Origin of the sequence: Micromonospora mangrovicola (assembly GCF_047200535.1) — a bacterium.
GTDB lineage: Bacteria > Actinomycetota > Actinomycetes > Mycobacteriales > Micromonosporaceae > Micromonospora.
Genome location: NZ_JBJZOG010000005.1, coordinates 43,631 through 62,404, shown reverse-complemented (window position 1 = coordinate 62,404; position 18,774 = coordinate 43,631). Strand labels below are relative to the sequence as shown.

Annotated in this window: 20 protein-coding genes, 1 pseudogene and 1 riboswitch; of the genes and pseudogenes, 18 read left to right on the top strand and 3 right to left on the bottom strand. The window is 72.6% G+C overall.

Annotated elements, in window-relative coordinates; all coding sequences use genetic code 11:
- The first annotated feature begins 101 nt into the window (after positions 1-101).
- The 15 genes and pseudogenes from ACL02O_RS03580 to ACL02O_RS03510 all read left to right on the top strand — a co-directional run.
- Complete coding sequence (locus ACL02O_RS03580) at positions 102-1,289, top strand: PP2C family protein-serine/threonine phosphatase (RefSeq protein ID WP_412816480.1); 1,188 nt, start codon at positions 102-104, stop codon at positions 1,287-1,289.
- A gap of 46 nt (positions 1,290-1,335) precedes the next feature.
- Positions 1,336-1,803: a MarR family winged helix-turn-helix transcriptional regulator gene (locus tag ACL02O_RS03575; RefSeq protein ID WP_412816479.1), complete on the top strand. Its 468-nt coding sequence runs from the start codon at positions 1,336-1,338 to the stop codon at positions 1,801-1,803.
- 288 nt (positions 1,804-2,091) lie between these two features.
- Positions 2,092-2,733, top strand: coding sequence for a CDP-alcohol phosphatidyltransferase family protein (locus ACL02O_RS03570; RefSeq protein ID WP_412816478.1), 642 nt, complete (start codon positions 2,092-2,094; stop codon positions 2,731-2,733).
- Complete coding sequence (locus ACL02O_RS03565; protein WP_412816477.1) at positions 2,730-3,692, top strand: DUF881 domain-containing protein; 963 nt, start codon at positions 2,730-2,732, stop codon at positions 3,690-3,692. The genes ACL02O_RS03570 and ACL02O_RS03565 overlap by 4 nt, the downstream gene beginning before the upstream one ends.
- Positions 3,689-4,021, top strand: a complete 333-nt coding sequence (locus ACL02O_RS03560) for a small basic family protein (protein ID WP_007071104.1) — start codon at positions 3,689-3,691, stop codon at positions 4,019-4,021. The genes ACL02O_RS03565 and ACL02O_RS03560 overlap by 4 nt, the downstream gene beginning before the upstream one ends.
- Before the next feature lie 11 nt (positions 4,022-4,032).
- Positions 4,033-4,956 (top strand): DUF881 domain-containing protein, encoded by a 924-nt coding sequence (locus tag ACL02O_RS03555; protein ID WP_412816476.1) that lies wholly within the window; start codon positions 4,033-4,035, stop codon positions 4,954-4,956.
- Positions 4,957-5,007: 51 nt separating this feature from the next.
- Entirely contained in the window at positions 5,008-5,388 is a 381-nt protein-coding gene (gcvH, locus tag ACL02O_RS03550) for a glycine cleavage system protein GcvH (protein WP_412816475.1), read from the top strand.
- Between the two features lie 216 nt (positions 5,389-5,604).
- Positions 5,605-6,057 (top strand): oxoglutarate dehydrogenase inhibitor Odhl, encoded by a 453-nt coding sequence (gene odhI, locus ACL02O_RS03545; RefSeq protein WP_089000305.1) that lies wholly within the window; start codon positions 5,605-5,607, stop codon positions 6,055-6,057.
- Between the two features lie 50 nt (positions 6,058-6,107).
- Entirely contained in the window at positions 6,108-6,809 is a 702-nt protein-coding gene (gene ftsR / locus ACL02O_RS03540; RefSeq protein ID WP_412816474.1) for a transcriptional regulator FtsR, read from the top strand.
- A gap of 212 nt (positions 6,810-7,021) precedes the next feature.
- Positions 7,022-7,486 carry a bifunctional nuclease family protein gene (locus ACL02O_RS03535; RefSeq protein WP_320068752.1) on the top strand — a complete coding sequence of 155 codons (465 nt, stop codon included), beginning with the start codon at positions 7,022-7,024 and terminating at the stop codon, positions 7,484-7,486.
- A 209-nt stretch (positions 7,487-7,695) separates the two neighbouring features.
- Positions 7,696-8,301, top strand: a complete 606-nt coding sequence (locus tag ACL02O_RS03530) for a MerR family transcriptional regulator (RefSeq protein WP_412816473.1) — start codon at positions 7,696-7,698, stop codon at positions 8,299-8,301.
- Positions 8,302-8,795: 494 nt separating this feature from the next.
- Positions 8,796-9,185 carry a group I truncated hemoglobin gene (locus tag ACL02O_RS03525; protein WP_412816472.1) on the top strand — a complete coding sequence of 130 codons (390 nt, stop codon included), beginning with the start codon at positions 8,796-8,798 and terminating at the stop codon, positions 9,183-9,185.
- A gap of 2 nt (positions 9,186-9,187) precedes the next feature.
- A complete protein-coding gene (locus ACL02O_RS03520; protein WP_412816471.1) occupies positions 9,188-10,354 on the top strand; it encodes a globin domain-containing protein in 1,167 nt (388 codons plus the stop codon).
- The gene (locus ACL02O_RS03515) at positions 10,351-11,034 is read left to right on the top strand and encodes a DivIVA domain-containing protein (protein WP_412816470.1); all 684 of its coding nucleotides are present in this window, start codon (positions 10,351-10,353) and stop codon (positions 11,032-11,034) included. The genes ACL02O_RS03520 and ACL02O_RS03515 overlap by 4 nt, the downstream gene beginning before the upstream one ends.
- A 1-nt stretch (position 11,035) precedes the next feature.
- Positions 11,036-11,356 (top strand): annotated as a pseudogene (locus ACL02O_RS03510) (winged helix-turn-helix transcriptional regulator); the annotation flags it as partial.
- 46 nt (positions 11,357-11,402) lie between these two features.
- Here ACL02O_RS03510 and ACL02O_RS03505 read toward each other — a convergent pair.
- Entirely contained in the window at positions 11,403-12,062 is a 660-nt protein-coding gene (locus ACL02O_RS03505; RefSeq protein ID WP_412816469.1) for an NAD(P)H-binding protein, read from the bottom strand.
- 143 nt (positions 12,063-12,205) lie between these two features.
- Between ACL02O_RS03505 and ACL02O_RS03500 the strand changes: the two genes are divergently transcribed.
- Both ACL02O_RS03500 and gcvP read left to right on the top strand, forming a co-directional pair.
- Entirely contained in the window at positions 12,206-13,069 is an 864-nt protein-coding gene (locus tag ACL02O_RS03500) for an NAD-dependent protein deacetylase (RefSeq protein WP_412816468.1), read from the top strand.
- 66 nt (positions 13,070-13,135) lie between these two features.
- Positions 13,136-13,235, top strand: a riboswitch (glycine riboswitch).
- Between the two features lie 74 nt (positions 13,236-13,309).
- Complete coding sequence (gcvP, locus tag ACL02O_RS03495) at positions 13,310-16,132, top strand: aminomethyl-transferring glycine dehydrogenase (protein WP_412816467.1); 2,823 nt, start codon at positions 13,310-13,312, stop codon at positions 16,130-16,132.
- 123 nt (positions 16,133-16,255) lie between these two features.
- On the opposite strand, the gene ACL02O_RS03490 is transcribed toward gcvP, so the two are convergent.
- Positions 16,256-16,456: a DUF5999 family protein gene (locus ACL02O_RS03490; RefSeq protein ID WP_412816466.1), complete on the bottom strand. Its 201-nt coding sequence runs from the start codon at positions 16,454-16,456 to the stop codon at positions 16,256-16,258.
- A 123-nt stretch (positions 16,457-16,579) separates the two neighbouring features.
- On the opposite strand from ACL02O_RS03490, the gene ACL02O_RS03485 reads away from it, so the two are divergent.
- Entirely contained in the window at positions 16,580-17,776 is a 1,197-nt protein-coding gene (locus ACL02O_RS03485; RefSeq protein WP_412816465.1) for a chorismate-binding protein, read from the top strand.
- Between the two features lie 31 nt (positions 17,777-17,807).
- On the opposite strand, the gene pip is transcribed toward ACL02O_RS03485, so the two are convergent.
- On the bottom strand, positions 17,808-18,755 hold the full coding sequence (gene pip, locus ACL02O_RS03480; protein ID WP_412816464.1) for a prolyl aminopeptidase: 948 nt from the start codon (positions 18,753-18,755) through the stop codon (positions 17,808-17,810).
- Between the last annotated feature and the right edge of the window lie 19 nt (positions 18,756-18,774).

Sequence of the window (18,774 nt, the reverse complement as noted above, 5' to 3'; positions counted from 1 at the left end):
CCCGGTGCCTTCCCGGCCGGTCCGGAGCCGGGGCGTCGGGGTGTCGCACGTCCTCCGTATGATGCTTGCCCTACAGCAATAGTCGTCTTCGGAGGAGGAGCATGCCGCACGGGCCCGGAGAGGTGGCGCGCGCCCTGCGCGCGGCGCCGCCCGACCAGCTGGCGGAGACCACCGACCGGGCACTCCGTACGACGCTCGGTGCCTCACGGACCGAGGTGTTCATCGCCGACTACCGGTTCAGCGGGCTCTGGCCGGTGCTCGCCCCGGACCCGGCCGACGGCGGCTCGCTGACCGGGCAGGGCGTGGCGCAGCGCTGTTTCAGCAGCCAACAGCCGGTACACGACAGCGACGAGGACGGCCGCTGCCGGGTCTACCTGCCGCTGTCGGTCTGGGGAGAGCGGCTCGGCGTGCTGCTGGTCGAGCTGCCGCACACCCCGGCCGCGGCGACCGTCCAGATGGTCCGGGACGTCGCGGACGAGTTGGCTGTGGCCCTGCGGGCCGCGGACCGCGAGACCGACCGCTACCGGCGCGCCCGCCGGCGGGAGCGGCTCAGCATGGCCGCGGAGATGCAGTGGGACCTGCTGCCCGGCCGCAGCGTCACGCACGGCGACTTCGTGCTGGCCGGGCAGCTCGAACCGGCGTACACGGTGGGCGGTGACCACTTCGACTGGTCGGTCGACGGAGACCGGCTCACCCTGACGGTGCTCAACGGCACCGGCAGCGGCCTGGCCGCGTCGCTGCTCACCGCGGTCAGCGTCAACGCCATGCGCAACGCCCGGCGCTCGGGCGGCAGCCTGGTGGAGCAGGCCGAGCTGGCCTCGGACACCATCTTCTACCAGCATCGGGGTGGCCGGCACGTGGCGACGCTGCTGCTGGAGCTGGACACCCGGCGCGGTGTGGTGCGGGCGGTGGACGCCGGTTCCCCGCACGTGTTGCGGCTGCGGGGCGGCACGGTCAGCCCGATCTCGCTGGAGCAGCAGCTGCCGTTGGGCATGTTCGCCGAGACCCGGTACGACGTGCAGGAGTTCACCGTGAAGCCGGGGGACCGGCTGTTCGTGGTGAGCGACGGGGTGTACGCGGCGCAGTCGGACGGCCGGGAACCGTATGGGGAAAAGGCCATGGCGCGAGCGATGCGGTCGACTCGGTTGCAGCCGGCGACCGAAGCAGTTGGTACGGTGATGCGCGAACTGCACGCGTACCACGCCGACGCGGACCTCCGCGACGACGCGGTCGTCGTCTGCCTGGACTGGCGCGGTTCCAGCCCAGCCGACGACGCGGGCCGGCGGTAACCGGACCGGCGAGGAACACGAGCGGGACGATCGCAGGGGACAGCGGGTGGAGCGACCTCCGAATCTTGCCGCGGCCATCGACACGGCTGCCGAGGCGCTCGTCGGTGTGCTCGACTCCGCCACCGCGCGGCACAACGTCGTCTCGCCGACGCAGCTGCGGGTGCTCTCCCTGGTCATCGCCCACCCGCACACCAACGTGAACCGCCTGGCCGAGCTGCTGGACGTCGTACCGTCCTCGGCGAGCCGGCTCTGCGACCGGCTGGAGGCGGTCGGCCTGCTGCGCCGGGTGGCCGATCCGCGCGACCGGCGCGAGGTGCGCCTGGTCCCCACGACCGCCGCCGAGACCCTGCTCGGGGAGCTGAGGGATCGGCGGCACCAGGCGGTCCAGGCGGTGCTGGACCGGATGCCGAATCGGGTGCAGCACGAGCTGTTGCTGGCCCTCGTGGCGTTCAGTCAGGCGGCCGCGCTGGGTGCCCCCGCCGCCGGTTCCGACTCCACCGTCCGGACGGCCTGACCCGCGCCTCGTCGCACCGGCGGTTCCGTCGGTCCGTTCATCCAGCTAGTGTCCTAGGACGGCCCGCAGGGGTGTGCGGCACCACACACCCCTGCCACGCCGAAAGCGGGACAGGAACGCCTTCGCGCAGCCCGATATAGTGGCAGCGCAACTGGCCGGCCCATGATCGACTCGATCGTGGGCCGCATCGGGGAGGGCGCCGGCGCTGACCGGCCGGCAACGCGCACGAGCCTGGAGGAGCGGCCGATCACGGTCGGCCGCCGGAGCGTGCTGCGAAGGGAGGGTTCGGTGGCGCGTCGGCCGGCTCCGTCGGAGCACCCGGCTCCGGGCGGTACGACGGCGGTCGTGGGAGACCGTGTCCTCACCCTGCCCAACCTGATCAGCTTCGTCCGGCTCGTCGGCGTACCGCTCTTCCTCTACCTCTTCCTGGTGGTGCGGGCCGACGTCACGGCGATCGTGGTGCTGGCGATCGGTGGCACCAGCGACTGGGTGGACGGCTGGGTGGCGCGCCGGATGCGGCAGGTCAGCCGGCTCGGGGAACTGCTCGACCCGCTCGCCGACCGGCTCTACATCCTGGCCACGCTGCTGGCGTTCACCGCCCGCGAGGTGGTGCCGTGGCAGTTCACCGCGGCGCTGCTGGCCCGCGAGTTGCTGCTGCTCGGGTCGCTGGCGGTGCTGCGTCGTTACGGGTACGGCCCACCGCCGGTGCACTACGTGGGTAAGACGGCCACCTTCCTGCTGCTGGCGGCGTTCCCGATCCTGCTGCTGGCCGCCGCCGCGCCGGGCGCGGCCACCGTGGCCGGCGCGATCGGTTGGGGTCTGGCCTGGTGGGGCCTGGTGCTCTACTGGGTGGCCGGAGCGATGTACGTGGTACAGGCCAGCCGCCTGGTGCGCGCGATGCGGGCCCGACGGGCGGGGGTGGCGGCGTGAGCGCGCCGCCCCGGGAGAGCCGTGACCCGTCGGCGCGGGTGTACACGCCGGACTTTCTCACCGAACTGTTCCGCAACCCCCTCGACCCCGGCTACGGCGACGCGGCGGCCCGGCGCCGGAGGCAGCCGCCGTCGCGGTTGCGGCAACTGCTGGCCCGTCCGGTCAGCCTGGTGGTGGTCGTGGCGATCGGGTTCCTGTTCGCTGTGGCGTACCGGGAGACGATTGCGGAGCAGCCAAGTCGGGCGAAGGCCCGGGCGGGGCTGATCGCGGAGATCAAGCAGCGCGAGGCCGAGACGGACCGGCTGTCCGCGCGCGCGGACGAGCTGCGCGAGGAGGTGAGCCGGCAGCGAGACGCGGCGCTGGGCGGCTCCGAGGCGTCCCGGTTGCGGAACCTGGAGGCGGGGACCGGGCTGGGACGGGTGCGCGGTGACGGCGTGGTGGTCCGGTTGGCCGACCGGGCGCAGGACAAGGACGCGGTGACGGGCAAGGACGCGGTGACGGGCACGGACGCCGGTCCGTCCCGGGTGCTCTATTTCGACCTGCGAACAGTGGCGAACGCGTTGTGGGCGGCGGGCGCCGAGGCGGTCTCGATCAACGGGCAGCGGTTGACGGCGACGTCGACGATCCGGTCGGCGGGTGAGGCGATCCTGGTGGACTACCGGCCGGTGACGAGCCCGTACGAGGTGTCGGCGATCGGTCCGGGTTCGATGCGGGACCGGTTCGAGGACAGCTCGGCGGCGAACTCGATGCGTTGGGTGGCGAAGTCCACCGGGTTGTCCTTCGGGGTGAAGGACGCCGACGGCCTCACCCTGCCGGCCGCGTCACAGCCGCGGCTACGCTACGCCGAGCCCTCGGTGAGTCCGAGCCCGTCGTCGTCGGGTTCGGGTGTCGCCGGTTCGACCAGTCCCGGGCCGTCCGGCTCGCGGACGTCTCCCAGCCCCTCCGGAGGTGGCCGATGATCGCGGTGCTGGCGTTGCTCGCCGGTGTGGTGCTCGGGGTGTATCTGGACCCCACTGTGCCCGCGGCGTTGCAGCCGTACCTGCCGATCGCCGTGGTGGCGGCGCTCGACGCGGTGTTCGGCGGCGTGCGGGCGAAGCTGGACCGGATCTTCGACGACAAGCAGTTCGTGGTGTCGTTCATCTCGAACGTGCTGGTGGCGGGTCTGATCGTGTATCTGGGTGATCAGCTCGGGGTGGGTGGTCAGTTGTCCACCGGTGTGGTCGTCGTGCTCGGGGTGCGCATCTTCGGAAATGTGGCGGCGATCCGTCGGCACCTGTTCCGGGCGTAGGGTTCGAGGCGATGAGCGAGGAGCACAGGGAGACGGGGACGGGTTGGCCGCCGGCTGCGCCGGGGCGGCCGACGGGTCCGGCGGGTGAGCCGGATCCGCGCCCGGACGCGCCCGATCCGGACGAGTTGAGCCCGTTGGCGCCCGCGGAGCCCGAGCCGGACGAGCGGGAGGTCGAGGAGTCGGCGGGTGACGGGCCCGCGGCGGCGGCGAAGAAGGCGCCGGCGGCGCGGCGGTGGACGTCGGCGGGCGCGATGATCGCGGTGTTGTTGGCGTTGCTGGGGTTCACCCTGGTGGTGCAGTTGAAGACGACGTCGACGGATCCGACGCTGGCGGCCACGCGGGAGGAGGACCTGGTCCGGATCTCGTCGGATCTGGATTCGCGGGAGCGGCGCCTGCGGCAGGAGATCGCGGCGCTGGAGGAGAGCCAGCGCCAGTTGCGGTCGGGTGAGCAGGGTCGGCAGGCGGCGTTGGAGGAGGCGACGCGGCGGGCGGACGAGCTGGGCATCCTGGCGGGGACGTTGCCGGCGGTAGGGCCGGGCCTGTCGGTGCGGTTCGACGGCCCGGTGGGCCCGGACAAGGCGATCTCCGCGGCCCGGATCCTGGACGCGGTGCAGGAGTTGCGGGGCGCGGGTGCGGAGGCGATGCAGATCGCCGGGGTGGACCGGACTGCGGTGCGGATCATCGCGTCGACGTACTTCGTGGACGCCGAGGGTGGTGGTGGTCTGGTGGTGGACGGGCGGCGGCTGAGTGGTCCGTACACGATCACGGTGATCGGGGATCCGGCGACGATGCGTACGGCGTTGAACATTCCCGGCGGGGTGGTCGCGTCGGTGCAGGAGGCCGGCGGTAACGTGACGCCAGTGGATCGTGAGGTTGTGGAGGTTTCGCAGCTGCACGCGCCGATCAAGCTGGATCACGCCCGGCCGGTTTCCTGACCGGTCTGGCCGCGCCGGTCTTCCGGTGCCGATGGATGAAGGACGCAGCTGGTGATTCCTGAGGATCTGCGGTACACCGCCGAGCACGAGTGGGTGGCCGGGGGCGGCGGTGGCGCCGTCCGGGTCGGCATCACGCACTTCGCGCAGGATGCCCTGGGTGACATCGTGTTCGTCCAGTTGCCGGACGAGGGTGCGGTGGTGGCGGCGGGTGAGCCGCTGGGTGAGATCGAGTCGACGAAGAGCGTGTCGGAGATCTACGCCCCGTTGAGTGGCACGGTGGCGGCGCGTAACGAGGCGTTGGCCGACACCCCTGAGGTGATCAACACGGATCCGTACGGTGCGGGGTGGTTGTTGGAGATCACCCCGGAGGATCCGGCGGCGGTCGAGGGTCTGTTGACCGCTGGCGCGTACCGCGAGCTCACCGAGAGCTGACTTGTCGTTCCGGGCGGTGGGGCTGTTTCCGCGCGTCCGGTTGCCCTGTATTTCGGCGCTGGCTAGGCTCGCCCAGTCGACCGAGAACCCAATAGTTGAGCGTTGTGGAATGCGCCTTCCCGGGCACCGGGGAGCCAGCCGCCGGGTGTGTGTCTGCCCGGCGGCCAGTCCCGCCATTACCCGACGCCGACCGAACAGATCCGTGAGGTGGTCCCCATGACGCGGCCAGACGACGAGTTCCCCCCACTCGACGTCACTTCGACGCTCAATCTCGGTTCGCTCGACGAAGTGCTGGAGGGGCCGGACACCGATGTGGTGCCGAGCCGGATGTCCGGTTCGTTGCCGCCGGGTATGGCGCTGCTGGTGGTTCGTCGGGGTCCGAATGCGGGTGCCCGGTTCCTGTTGGACCACGATGTGACGACGAGCGGGCGGCACCCGGACAGTGACATCTTCCTCGATGACGTGACGGTTTCTCGGCGGCACGCCGAGTTCCACCGCGACGGTGGCACGTTCACGGTGCGGGACGTGGGCAGCCTGAACGGCACGTACGTGAACCGGGAACGGGTCGAGGCGGCCACGTTGAGCAATGGTGACGAGGTGCAGATCGGTAAGTTCCGGGTGGTGTTCATCGCCGGTCCGCGTCCGGAGGAGGGGGCCGGCCGGGGGTGAACGAGCCTGCGGCTTCGACGCCGCCCGGGGCGGCGCGTTCCACACCGCTGATGAGTATCGGTGAGGTGTTGACGCAGCTTCGGGTGGAGTTCCCGGACGTCACGATCTCGAAGTTGCGGTTTCTGGAGGCCGAGGGCCTGGTGGAGCCGCAGCGGACGCCGGCGGGGTATCGGAAGTACAGCTGGGACGATGTGGCGCGGCTGCGGTTCGTGTTGACCGCGCAGCGGGACCAGTATCTGCCGTTGCGGGTGATCCGTGAGCAGTTGGCGGAGTGGGACGCGTCGGGTGCGGCGCCGGGGCGGCAGCGGCCGGCGTTGGTGGCCGTGGGTCCCGGTGGTGAGGTGCCGGGTCGGGAGGTGGAGAAGTCCGCCGAGTCGTCGGAGGTGCGGCTGGGGCGGGCTGATCTGGTTTCCCGGAGCGGCATCGACGAGTCGACGTTGGTGGAGTTGGAGCGGCTCGGTGTGCTGGTGTCCGATCCGCCGGGGTGGTACGACGCGGATGCGTTGATCATCGCGGGGGCGGTGGCGGGTCTGGCGGCGTACGGGTTGGAGCCGCGGCATCTGCGGGGCTACCGGACGGCGGCCGATCGGGAGGTTGGCCTGTTCGCGCAGTTGGTGGCTCCGTTGGTGCGGCAGAGTGATCCGGCGGCGCGGGCCCGGGCGGCGGAGACGGCGCGGGAGTTGCTGGCGTTGTCGCAGCAGTTGCACGCGGCTCTGGTGCGGGTGGGGCTGCGGTCGACGTTGGGTCGTTGAGGTGTGTGGGGTCGGGTGTCGTGGGGGCGCCCGGCCCTTTGCCGTCGGTGGGCGCGGAAAGATCTGTGCCGGGAAGCGTGTCGTAGGCTTGCCGGGGTAACCCCTTTCCGGCGGGGCGTGGTGCACGTAGCGCATGGGACTCTCGTGTCGCGGTCCGTGTACCGTGCAGGGAAGGGCGCGGTGCCATAGGCGACGACGACACGGAGGCGGCGGTGCGCGAGCTGAGCGTGGTCGGAGTTCGGGTGGAGCTGCCCAGCAACCAGCCGATCGTCCTGCTGCGGGAGGTCGAGGGGGACCGCTATCTGCCGATCTGGATCGGCGCGGTCGAGGCGACGGCGATCGCCTACGAGCAGCAGGGGGTCAAGCCGGCGCGGCCGTTGACGCACGATCTGTTGCGGGACGTGCTGGCGGCGCTGCAGGCGCCGTTGCGAGCGGTGGAGATCACCGAGCTGAAGGAGAACGTCTTCTACGCCGATCTGTTGATCGGTGACGGCGTGCGGGTGTCGGCGCGGCCGAGCGATTCCATCGCGTTGGCGTTGCGGGTCGGGGCTCCGATTCGTTGTGCTGAGCAGGTCCTCAGTGAGGCGGGGATCGTGATCCCGGACGAGCAGGAGGACGAGGTGGAGAAGTTCCGGGAGTTCCTGGACCAGGTGCGTCCGGAGGACTTCGCGGGCTGAGTGGTGTCGGGCTGGTGGGCCCGGTCGTGGTGCGGCGGCGGTCACGGTGGTGGCGGCGGGCCGCTGTTGTTGATCTTCCTGGTGACTGCGCGGCGTGTCGTGGTGCTTCCTGCGTGGTAAGTCCTGGGGACCGCTATAGGGTTGCGGTTGTCGAGGGGTGCACGTACGGGGAGACGACGTGTCACCGCACGGGCGGGGAGGTTGTCCGGATGCACGAGCCGCGAGATCCTGGTCCGAGTTCGGAACGGCAGCAGCCGGGTGTGGCCGCTGAGCCGGTCGGTGACGGCGACGTGGGTTACCGCGGGGTGACCGCCTGTTCCGCGGTGGGTATCAGCTACCGGCAGTTGGACTACTGGGCCCGGACGGGTCTGGTGGTGCCGAGTGTGCGGGACGCGTCGGGGTCGGGGACGTCCCGGTTGTACTCCTTCCGCGACCTGGTGGTGTTGAAGGTCGTGAAGCGGCTGCTGGACGCCGGGGTGTCGTTGCAGAACATCCGCAAGGCGATCGAGGCGTTGCGGTCGCGCGGGGTGGAGGATCTGGCGGGCATCACGTTGATCTCCGACGGGACGTCGGTGTACGAGTGCCGGTCGCCGGAGGAGGTGGTCGACCTGTTGCAGGGCGGCCAGGGGGTGTTCGGCATCGCGATCGGCGGCGCGTTCAAGGAGATCCAGGGTTCGTTGTCGCATCTGCCGGCGGAGCCGGTGGGTGGACAGGGGTCGACGGGTGCGCGGGAGCCGGCTGCCGAGTCGTCGGAGTCGTCGGAGTCGGTGGGTGACGAGCTGGCGGCGCGTCGGGCGCGCCGCCGGGCTGGTTGATCTTCCGGTCGTACGTTTCCGGTGGACCGCGGCGCGCCCAAATGGGTAGGTCGCGGTCCACTTTTTTGGTCACTCGTAGTGTCGGTTGTTGGGTGCGGATGGTGCGGCCGGCCGGTGCCGGCGGCGCCGCCTTTCCGGTACCGGGTGGCCTGGGGCGTATGCGCAGGTGGCGGTGCTGATCGGCGCGGCGGTGGGTGGCTCGCCCCGGGTTGTCCGAGCAGGACTTTCCGGGATCGGCGCCGGCGCGACGGCGTCCACGGAGCGTGGTGGCTCCGATGCGGGATGCCATCGTCCAGCGGCTTTTGATGACTGTCCGTGGTCGACAGTTGGCGGGAATCGGATAGGGCCGGCGTGAACCGTTCCCGGCGGCACGCTATGGTCCGACACGGTCGCTTGCGCGTGGACGTCCCGGCGGACCGTCGTACGGCGCGCCGGCTGCCGTTGCCCCCTCCGCGGCTGCGGCCGCGTACCCCTCATCTCGAGAGGAATCCACCATGACGGTGACGGAAGAGACCGCCCCGGCCTCCCACTACGAGCGGATCGGCGGTGCCGCCGCAGTGAAGGCGGCCGTGGAGCTGTTCTACGACAAGGTGCTGGCCGACCCGGAGCTTGCCGGTTACTTCACCGACGTGAACATGGCCGAGCAGCGGCGTCACCTGGCGCTGATGCTGGCCGTGGTGCTCGGCGGCCCGAACGAGTACACCGGTCGTGGGCTGGCCGAGGCGCACCAGCCGCTGAACATCCCGCCGGCGCACTACGCGAAGGTCGGTGAGCATCTGATGGCGACGCTGAGCGAGTTGGGCGTGCCGGCGGACATCCTCGCCGACGTGCAGGTCGTGCTGGGCCAGGTGCGGGACCAGGTCGTGTCCGTGGGGAACGCCTGAGCGTGGACGCCGCACGGCTCAAGCAGAGTTGGTCCCTGGTCGCCGCGCACGGCGACCAGGTGCCGCTCTACTTCTACTCGACGCTGTTCCTGGCGTACCCGGAGACGCGGCAGATGTTCCCCACGAACATGGCCGGTCAGCGGGACCGCCTGGTGACCGCGTTGGGACACATCGTGTCCCATGTGGACCAGCTGGACCGGCTCGTCGGGTTCCTGCAGGAGCTCGGGGCCGACCACCGCAAGTTCGCGGTGCGCGCCGAGCACTATCCGGCGGTCGGCGAGGCGCTCGTGGCCACGTTGCAGCACTTTCTCGGGGAGCAGTGGACCGAGGAACTGGCCGCGGACTGGACGGCCGCGTACGGGCTGGTCTCGCAGGTGATGATCGAGGCGGCGCAGGCCGCGGAGTCGGTGTCGCCGCCGTGGTGGATGGGCGAGATCCTCGGGCACGAGCGGCGCACGTTCGACGTGGCGGTGCTGACGGTCCGTCCGCAGTACCTGTTGCCGTTCACCCCGGGCCAGTCGGTCGGGGTGTCCCATCCGGCGGTGCGCTCGTGGCGGTACTACTCGCCGGCGAACGCCCCGCGCCCGGACGGGACGCTGGAGCTGCACGTACGGGCCACGCCGGGCGGTGTGGTGTCGTCGCGGCTGGTGTACGGGTGCGCGGTCGGTGACCAGATCCACCTGGCTTCCCCGGTGGGCGACCGGTTGACGTTGTGGCCGGCCGGGTCGTCGGATCTGTTGCTGCTGGCCGGCGGGACCGGCTGGGCGCCGGTGAAGGCCCTCGTCGAGCAGGTCGCGGCGGAGGGCTCGGGACGCCGGGTGGACCTGTACGTGGGGGCCCGTTCCCGGATGGAGTTCTACGACACCGACGCGATCGACAAGCTGGCCGCTTCGCACCCGTGGTTGACGGTGACCTACGTGGCCGGTGCGGATCCGCTGCACCCCGGCGATTTCGTTCAGGTGGCGGACCGGGCGGTCGCGGACGGGGACTGGCGGTCCCGGCACGTGTACGTGTGTGGTTCCGACGAGATGGTCAGCCACTCGGTGACGACGCTGACCCGGGCCGGCTACCACGGCGGTCAGCTGCACCACGAGGGTTTCGGCAAGCACTGGTACGGGCCGACCTGGCGGACCGCGACCGCCACTGACGAATCCGGAGGTGCCCGGTGAGCGCGACCCCGATCAGCAGGTACGAGAGCGGACAGTTCTCCGGCGGGGCGCAGGTGCGCCTGACCGCGGACCGGGTACGCCGGTGGGAGTTCGGCAGCACGTCGTTCACCCGACGCGGCTACGACCATGCCGATGTGGACCGGTTCAAGTTGCAGGTGGCCGACGAGCTGGACCTGCTGGCCACGCAGATCGCCAATCTGCGGGCGGAGGCCGAGCGGCTGCAGGACCATCTGGAGCTGCACCGGCACGGGGTGATCCCGAGCACCGACCGGGCGGCGACGCTGCCGGCGGCCAAGGAGGTGAACCTGCTGTCGGCCGCGCAGCGGGAGGCCGAGCAGATCATCGCCCAGGCGCACGACTACGCCCGGCGGGTCGCCGAGTACGCCCAGCTGCAGTACGAGAGCTACATGCGCGCGGCAGCCGAGGAGGCGAAGCAGGAGGCCGAGCGGGTGGTGGCGCAGTACCGCAGTACCGCCGGCGCGAACTTCGACGACTCGGTGGCCACCCGCGAGGCGTTGCGGATCTTCGGCGAGATGATGATCTCGCACATGCGGGCGGCGGCGCGGCACCTCGACGACGGCAGCGAGCAGCTGGCGCAGACGATGGAGCGGATCGCCCGGGAGGCGCCGCCGATCGGGGCGGGGCAGCCGCAGCCGGCGCTGCCCCGGCATCAGCGCTGACGTGCCGGTCGGCCCGCCGGCGAGGGCGGGCCGACCATCGACCCGGGCGCAGTCGCGGCTCGGCGGGGTCAGCGGGCTGTCGCGCACCCTGGACATCGTGGGCGGCCGGTGGAACGGCGTGATCATCCGTGCGTTGCTGGACGGCCCGCGGCGGTACACGCGGTTGCGCGCCGCGGTCGGGCCGGTCACCGCGAAGGTCCTCACCGAGCGGCTGCGGCTGCTCGCCGAGGACGACATCGTGCGCCGTGACGAGCAGTCCGGCACGCCACCCCGGGCCACGTACGCGTCGACCCCGCGCGCCGGGTCGTTGCGCCCGGTGCTGGCGGCGCTGTGGCGTGGGGGGCGAGGCGCGCTGGGCCGGTTGACGGTCAGCGGACGGCGACGGCGGCCACGGCGTCGGCGATCGGGGTCTCCCCGCCGACGAGTTCCAGGGTCAGCCCGGCGGTGTCCGGGGCGTACAGCAGCGCGAGCAGCACCCGGGCTACGTCGGCGCGGGTGACCGGGCCGCCCGGCACGTGCCGGGCGAGCGTGATCCGGCCGACGGGTTCGTCGTCGGTGAGCCGGCCGGGCCGCAGCACGGTCACCTCGAGGTCCCGGCCGGTGACGTCCTGCTCGGCGGCCTTCTTCGCCCGCAGGTACGCCGCCCACACCTCGCCCCGGTCCGGGGCGGGCGGGGCGTCCACACCCATGGACGACACCAGCAGGTAGCGACGGACCCCGGCGCGCTGCGCGGCGTCGGCGAGCAGCACGGCGGCGGCCCGGTCGACGGTGTCCTTGCGGGCGGCGCCGCTGCCCGGCCCGGCGCCGGCGGCGAACACCACCGCGTCGGCGCCGGTCAGGTGGCCGGCGACGATGTTGACGTCGGCCCGCTCCAGGTCGCACAGCACGGGCTCGGCGCCGGCGGCGCGCAGCACAGCCGCGTGGTCGGGGTTGCGGATCAACCCGATCGCGGTGTCGCCGCGGCCGGCGAGTTCCCGTTCCAGCAGCTTGGCGATCTTGCCGTGGCCTCCGGCGATGACGACGCGCATACCCTCAACCTAGCGGCGGGCCGGCCCGCTCGCCGGTCGGTGCCCGCCGGGGCGTGCCCGGTTACCGGTGACGGGGGTCACCCGGGCCGGGCGTCCCGACGGTGGCGGTCGTCGTGGGGCGCCGGTTGAGGCAGCATGGACGGGTGACGGAGACGTTCGACGCGTTGACCCGGCTCGTCGGTGCCGGGGACGTCGTGGTGCTCAGCGGCGCCGGGTTGTCCACCGAGTCGGGCATCCCGGACTACCGGGGGCCCAGCGGCGCGGCCCGCCGACACACCCCGATGACGTATCAGGCGTTCACCCGTGACCCGGTGGCGCGGCGGCGCTACTGGGCGCGCAGCCACCTGGGCTGGCGGATGATCGCCCGGGCCGCCCCGAACGCCGGGCACCGGGCGGTGGCGCGGCTGCAACGCGCCGGCCTGCTCGGCGGGATCATCACGCAGAACGTCGACGGCCTGCACACCGCCGCCGGGGCCACCGGGGTGATCGAGCTGCACGGCCGCCTCGACGAGGTGACCTGCCTGGACTGCGGCAACCTCACCTCCCGCGAGGAGCTGGACCGGCGGCTGACCGAGGCCAACCCGGGCTTCGACGCGCACGTCGCCCACGTCAACCCCGACGGCGACGTCGACCTGCCCGACGAGGCGGTGGCCCGGTTCCGGACGGTGGACTGCGGCATCTGCGGCACCGGTCTGCTCAAACCGGACGTGGTGTTCTTCGGCGAGACCGTTCCGCCGGCCCGGGTCGCGCAGTGTTTCGCCGTGGTCGAGCGGGCCCGGACGGTGCTGGTGCTCGGCTCGTCCCTCACCGTCATGTCGGGGCGCCGGTTCGTGATCCGCGCGGCGAAGCTGGGCATCCCGGTCGCCATCGTCAACCAGGGGCCCACCCGCGGCGACGGGCACGCCGCCCTCACCCTGGACGCGCCGCTGGGCGCGGTGCTGACCAGCCTCGCCGACCGGGTGGCGGCCGGCGCCGCGGCGGCGGGGGTGCAGCCGGCCGGCGTGTAGCGCAGGCCGGCCCGGGGTAGGACATGAGCCGGAAACACGGTCGCTGGTAGCGTTGACCATGCCGGTACCACCCACACGGGAGAGACCGCCCGGGGACCTCCCGGACGGCGCCGAAGGGGCAGCTTCCTCCCCGGAACCTCTCAGGCAAAAGGACCATGTGGGCAGGCGCTGTGGAGCGCTTCGTGCGTGACTCAGGGGGAGGTTGACCCGTCGACCTCGCCCCCACAAGGAGCGCAGCGCATGACCGCAGAGCAGTTCGCCGACCGGCACATCGGTCCCGGCCCCGACGACGAACGCCGCATGCTGGAGGCCGTCGGCTACAGCTCCATCGACGAGCTGATGGACGCCGCGATCCCCGAGGTGATCCGCTGGCACGGCACCCTGGACCTGCCCGCCCCGGCCGGCGAGCAGGAGGCCCTCGCCGAGCTGCGCGCCCTGGCCGCCCGCAACACGGTGGCCGTGTCCATGATCGGCCTGGGCTACCACGGCACCCACACCCCAGGTGTCATCCGCCGCAACGTGCTGGAGAACCCGGCCTGGTACACGGCGTACACGCCGTACCAGCCGGAGATCAGCCAGGGCCGGCTGGAGGCGCTGCTGAACTTCCAGACCATGGTCACCGACCTGACCGGGCTGGCCACCGCGAACGCCTCCATGCTCGACGAGGGCACCGCCGCGGCCGAGGCGATGACCCTCGCCCGCCGCGCCGGGCGGAGCAAGAGCAACGTGTACGTCGTCGACGCGGACACCCTGCCGCAGACCATCGCGGTGATCACCAGCCGGGCCGAGCCGCTCGGCATCGAGGTGCGGGTGCTCGACGTCGACACCGACGAACTGCCGGGCGAGTTCTTCGGCCTGCACCTGCAGTACCCGGGCGCGTCCGGGGCGGTGCGCGACCACGCCGGCCTGGTCGGGGCCGCGCACGCGGCCGGGGCCCTGGTCACCGTGGCCGCGGACCTGCTGGCGTTGACGCTGCTGCGCGCGCCGGGGGAGATCGGCGCGGACATCGCCGCCGGCACCACCCAGCGCTTCGGCGTGCCGATGGGCTTCGGTGGCCCGCACGCCGGCTACCTGGCGGTCCGCTCCGGTCTGGAGCGGATGCTGCCCGGCCGGCTGGTCGGGGTGTCCAAGGACGCCGACGGCAACCCGGCCTACCGGCTGGCGTTGCAGACCCGCGAGCAGCACATCCGGCGGGAGAAGGCGACCAGCAACATCTGCACCGCGCAGGTGCTGCTGGCGGTGATGGCCGGCATGTACGCCGTGTACCACGGCCCGGACGGGCTGCGGGCGATCGCCCGGCGTACCCATGACATGGCGGCGCGGCTCGCGGCCGGGCTGCGCGCGGGCGGCGTCCAGGTCGCGGAGGTGCCGTTCTTCGACACCGTCACCGCGACCGTGCCGGGGCGGGCGGCCGAGGTGGTGGCCACCGCCGCGCGGCTCGGCGTCAACCTGCGGCTGGTCGACGCCGACCGGGTGGGCGTCTCCTGCGACGAGACGACCACCGGGGCACACCTGGCGGCGGTGTGGGCGGCGTTCGGCGTCGACGGCGTCGACGGGGAGGTGGACGCGACGCTGCCGGCCGCGCTGGCCCGCACGTCGGACTTCCTCACCCACCCGGTGTTCCGCGCCCACCACTCCGAGACCGCGATGCTGCGCTACCTGCGCCGGCTGGCCGACTTCGACTACGCCCTGGACCGGGGCATGATCCCGCTCGGGTCGTGCACGATGAAGCTGAACGCCACCACCGAGATGGAGGCGATCACCTGGCCCGAGTTCGCCCACCTGCACCCGTTCGCGCCCGAGTCGCAGACCGCCGGGTACCGGGAGCTGATCGGGCAGCTGGAGGACTGGCTGGCCGAGGTGACCGGCTACGACGCGGTCAGCGTGCAGCCCAACGCCGGCTCCCAGGGCGAGCTGGCCGGCCTGCTGGCGATCCGCGCCTACCACCGGCAGCGGGGCGAGGGGGACCGGGACGTGTGCCTGATCCCGTCGTCGGCGCACGGCACCAACGCCGCATCTGCGGTGATGGCCGGCATGCGGGTGGTCGTGGTCGGCTGCGACGCGGACGGCAACGTCGACCTGGTGGACCTGGACGCGAAGATCGACAAGCACCGGGACGCCCTCGCGGCGATCATGGTGACCTACCCGTCCACGCACGGGGTGTACGAGACGGGCATCGCGCAGCTGTGCGCGAAGGTGCACGACGCCGGCGGTCAGGTTTACGTCGACGGCGCGAACCTCAACGCGCTGGTCGGGTTCGCCAAGCCGGGCAGGTTCGGGGCGGACGTGTCGCACCTGAACCTGCACAAGACCTTCTGCATCCCGCACGGCGGCGGCGGTCCGGGTGTCGGGCCGGTGGCGGTGCGGGCGCACCTGGCGCCGTTCCTGCCCAGTGACCCGGGCGGTGACCGCGCCGACGGGGCGCCGGCGATCTCGGCGGCCCGGTACGGGTCGGCGGGGATCCTGCCGATCCCGTGGGCGTACCTGCGGATGATGGGCGCGCCGGGGCTGGTCCGGGCGACCGGGGTGGCGGTGCTCGCGGCGAACTACGTGGCGGTGCGGCTGCGCAACCACTTCCCGGTGCTGTACGCCGGCAACAAGGGCCTGGTGGCGCACGAGTGCATCCTGGACCTGCGGCCGCTGACGAAGGTGGCCGGGGTGAGCGTGGACGACGTGGCGAAGCGGCTGATCGACTACGGCTTCCACGCGCCGACGATGTCGTTCCCGGTGGCCGGCACGCTGATGGTGGAGCCGACCGAGAGCGAGGACCTGGCGGAGCTGGACCGGTTCTGCGACGCCATGATCGCCATCCGGGCGGAGATCGACAAGGTGGGCTCGGGGGAGTGGCCGGCCGGGGACAACCCGCTGTCCAACGCCCCGCACACCGCGGCGATGGTGTCGGGCGACGAGTGGCCGCACCCGTACCCGCGGTCGGTGGGCGCCTATCCGGCCGGGGTGGACCGGGCGGGGAAGTACTGGCCGCCGGTGCGGCGGATCGACGGCGCGTACGGCGACCGGAACCTGGTCTGCTCGTGCCCGTCGCCGGAGGCGTTCGAGAACTGAGATGCGCGGAAGCCGGGGCGGTCGTCGGGCCGCCCCGGCGTCGTCGACCTGGGGAGGGCGCCCCCGCCGGTGGGGGCTAGCCTGGGTCGACGACGCACACTGCGATCACGCAGCGTGGTGAAATCAGGCGACGAGGGCGTGTCGGGCGGGGCCTCGGTGCGGTGCGATGCTGCTGCCGTCGGGGAGCAGCTCACCGGTGTCCTCGAAGATGATCACACCGTTGCAGAGCAGGCTCCAGCCCTGTTCAGGAAAGCAGGCGATGACACGGGCGGCGTCTCGGTCGGTCGCCTCGGCGGAGGGGCAGGTGGGTTGGTGCTGGCACATCGGGTTCTCCGGACTGTGGGGGCACTGTGTCATGGTTCACATGACCAGTGACGCACAGTACCAAGCAAAACTGCGCGCTATCGAGCAGGGTTCCGGCTTGTTCACCCAGAATCGGCTGAACGGATGAGAGAGAACGGTCCAGACGGCGTGGAAGCGCTCCCAATGAGGTACGTCGACGTCCCCGCCGCGCCCGTCGGATGCCGGGACCGGCTCACCGAACGCGCCCGGCTGGAGTGGTGGCCGGCCGACGGCGGCGACCCGGCCACCCTGGCCCAGGAGTTCCTCGCCGACCACGGGATCGCCCTGGACGACCTGTCCCGTCCCGCCGCCCACGACCCCCGTGGCGTGTGCGGCGCCGCCCTGTACCTCTCCGCCGCGGCCGGGGCCCGCACCGCCGGCGGGCCACCCGGCGCGCCCACCCCGGTGCCGGCGCTGCCCGAGATGGCGGTGGTCGTCTACGGCCACGCCGTGTCGCCGGCCGGACCGCCCGTCGACCCCACGCCGGGCGGCTGGTGGCTGGGGGACTGGCGGGACAGCTGGACGCCCGGCGCGCACGCCGACGCCGTGGCGGCGGTCCGCGCCGCCATCGGGCGCGGCGACGTCTACCAGGTCAACCTGGTCGGCCACGCCGCCGCGCCGTACGCCGGGGATCCGCTGCCGGCCCTGGCCCGGCTGGCCGCCCTGCCCGGCGCCCGCTACGGCGGCACCCTCGCCGGGCTCGGCTGGGCGATCGGCTGCGCCTCCCCGGAGACCCTGATCGCCCTCGAGGACGGCCGGCTCGTCACCCGGCCGATCAAGGGCACCCGGCCGGCCACCACGAGCGGGCGGCGGGAACTGCTCGCCTCCGCCAAGGAGCGGGCCGAGCACATCATGATCGTCGACCTGGAGCGCAACGACCTGGCCCGGGTGGCCCGGACCGGCTCGGTGCGGGTCGACGAGCTGTTCGCCGTACGCCGGTGGTGCGACCTGTGGCAGGCGGAGTCGACGGTGTCCGCGGCGCCTGCCGACGGGCTGGGCCTGGCGGCGCTGCTGCGCGCGGTCTGCCCCGGCGGGTCGGTGACCGGCGCGCCGAAGCTCGCCGCGCTGGAGCGGATCGCCGCCCTGGAGCCGGTCGGCCGGGGCGCCAGCATGGGCGCGCTGGGCTGGGTCGGGCCGGGGCGCATCGACCTGGGCCTGACCATCCGCACCGCCGCGGCCGACGCCGAGCGGCTGCACCTGTGGGCCGGTGGTGGCATCACCTGGGGCAGCGACCCGGCGTCCGAGGTCGCCGAGGCGGCGGCCAAGGCCGCCCCGGTGCGCGCGCTGCTCGCCGCCGGCTGAACCCGGGCCGGGCGCCCCGCGACGACCGGGGTCAGGCCCGGGCGAAGGCGTCCAGGGCGGCCACGACCCGCTCGCCGATGCCGTGGCCGCTGCCGTGTCCCCCCGCCTCGACGATCTCCAGGCGGGCGTCCGGCCAGTCCCGGGTGAGCTGCCAGGCGATGTCCGGCGGGCCGCTGACGTCGAGGCGACCCTGCACCAGCACCCCGGGGATGCCGGCGAGCTTGCCGGCGTCGCGCAGCAGCTGCCCGTCGGGAAGGAACCCGAGGTGGCTGAAGTAGTGGGTGACGATCCGGACAAAGGCGGCCCGGAACACCGGGTCGGCGTAGCGGGGGCTGGGCTTGAACCCGCCGGCGAGCGAGACGTGCACGTCCTCCCAGGCGCACCAGTCGAGCTCGGCCCGCTCCCGCACCGCCGGATCCGGGTCGTTGACCAGCCGGGCGTACGCGGCGGACAGGTCGCCGTCGCGGTCGGCCGCCGGCACGCCGTCGCGGAAGCGGGCCCATTCCTCGGGGAAGACCCGGCCCATGTCCCGGGTCACCCAGTCGACTTCCCGGCGGGTGTTGGCGACCACGCTGAACAGCGCCAGCGCGGTGACCCGGTGGGGGTGGCGCTGGGCGTAGGCGAGGGACAGCGACGAGCCCCAGGAGGCGCCGCAGAGCAGCCACCGGTCGACCTCCAGGTGCTCGCGCAACCGTTCCATGTCGGCCAGCAGGTGCGCGGTGGTGTTCACCGACAGGTCGACCGCCGGGTCGCTGGCGTGCGGGGTGCTGCGGCCGCAGCCGCGCTGGTCGAACAGGATGATCCGGTAGGCGGCCGGGTCGAACAGCCGCCGCCACGACGGGGTGGCGCCCGAGCCGGGGCCGCCGTGCACCACCAGGGCGGGGCGACCGTCCGGGTTTCCGCAGGTCTCCCAGTGGATCCGCTGGCCGTCGCCGACGTCGAGCAGGCCCTGCGCGTACGGCTCGATCGGTGGATACATCCTGGTTCCCTCCCACGCA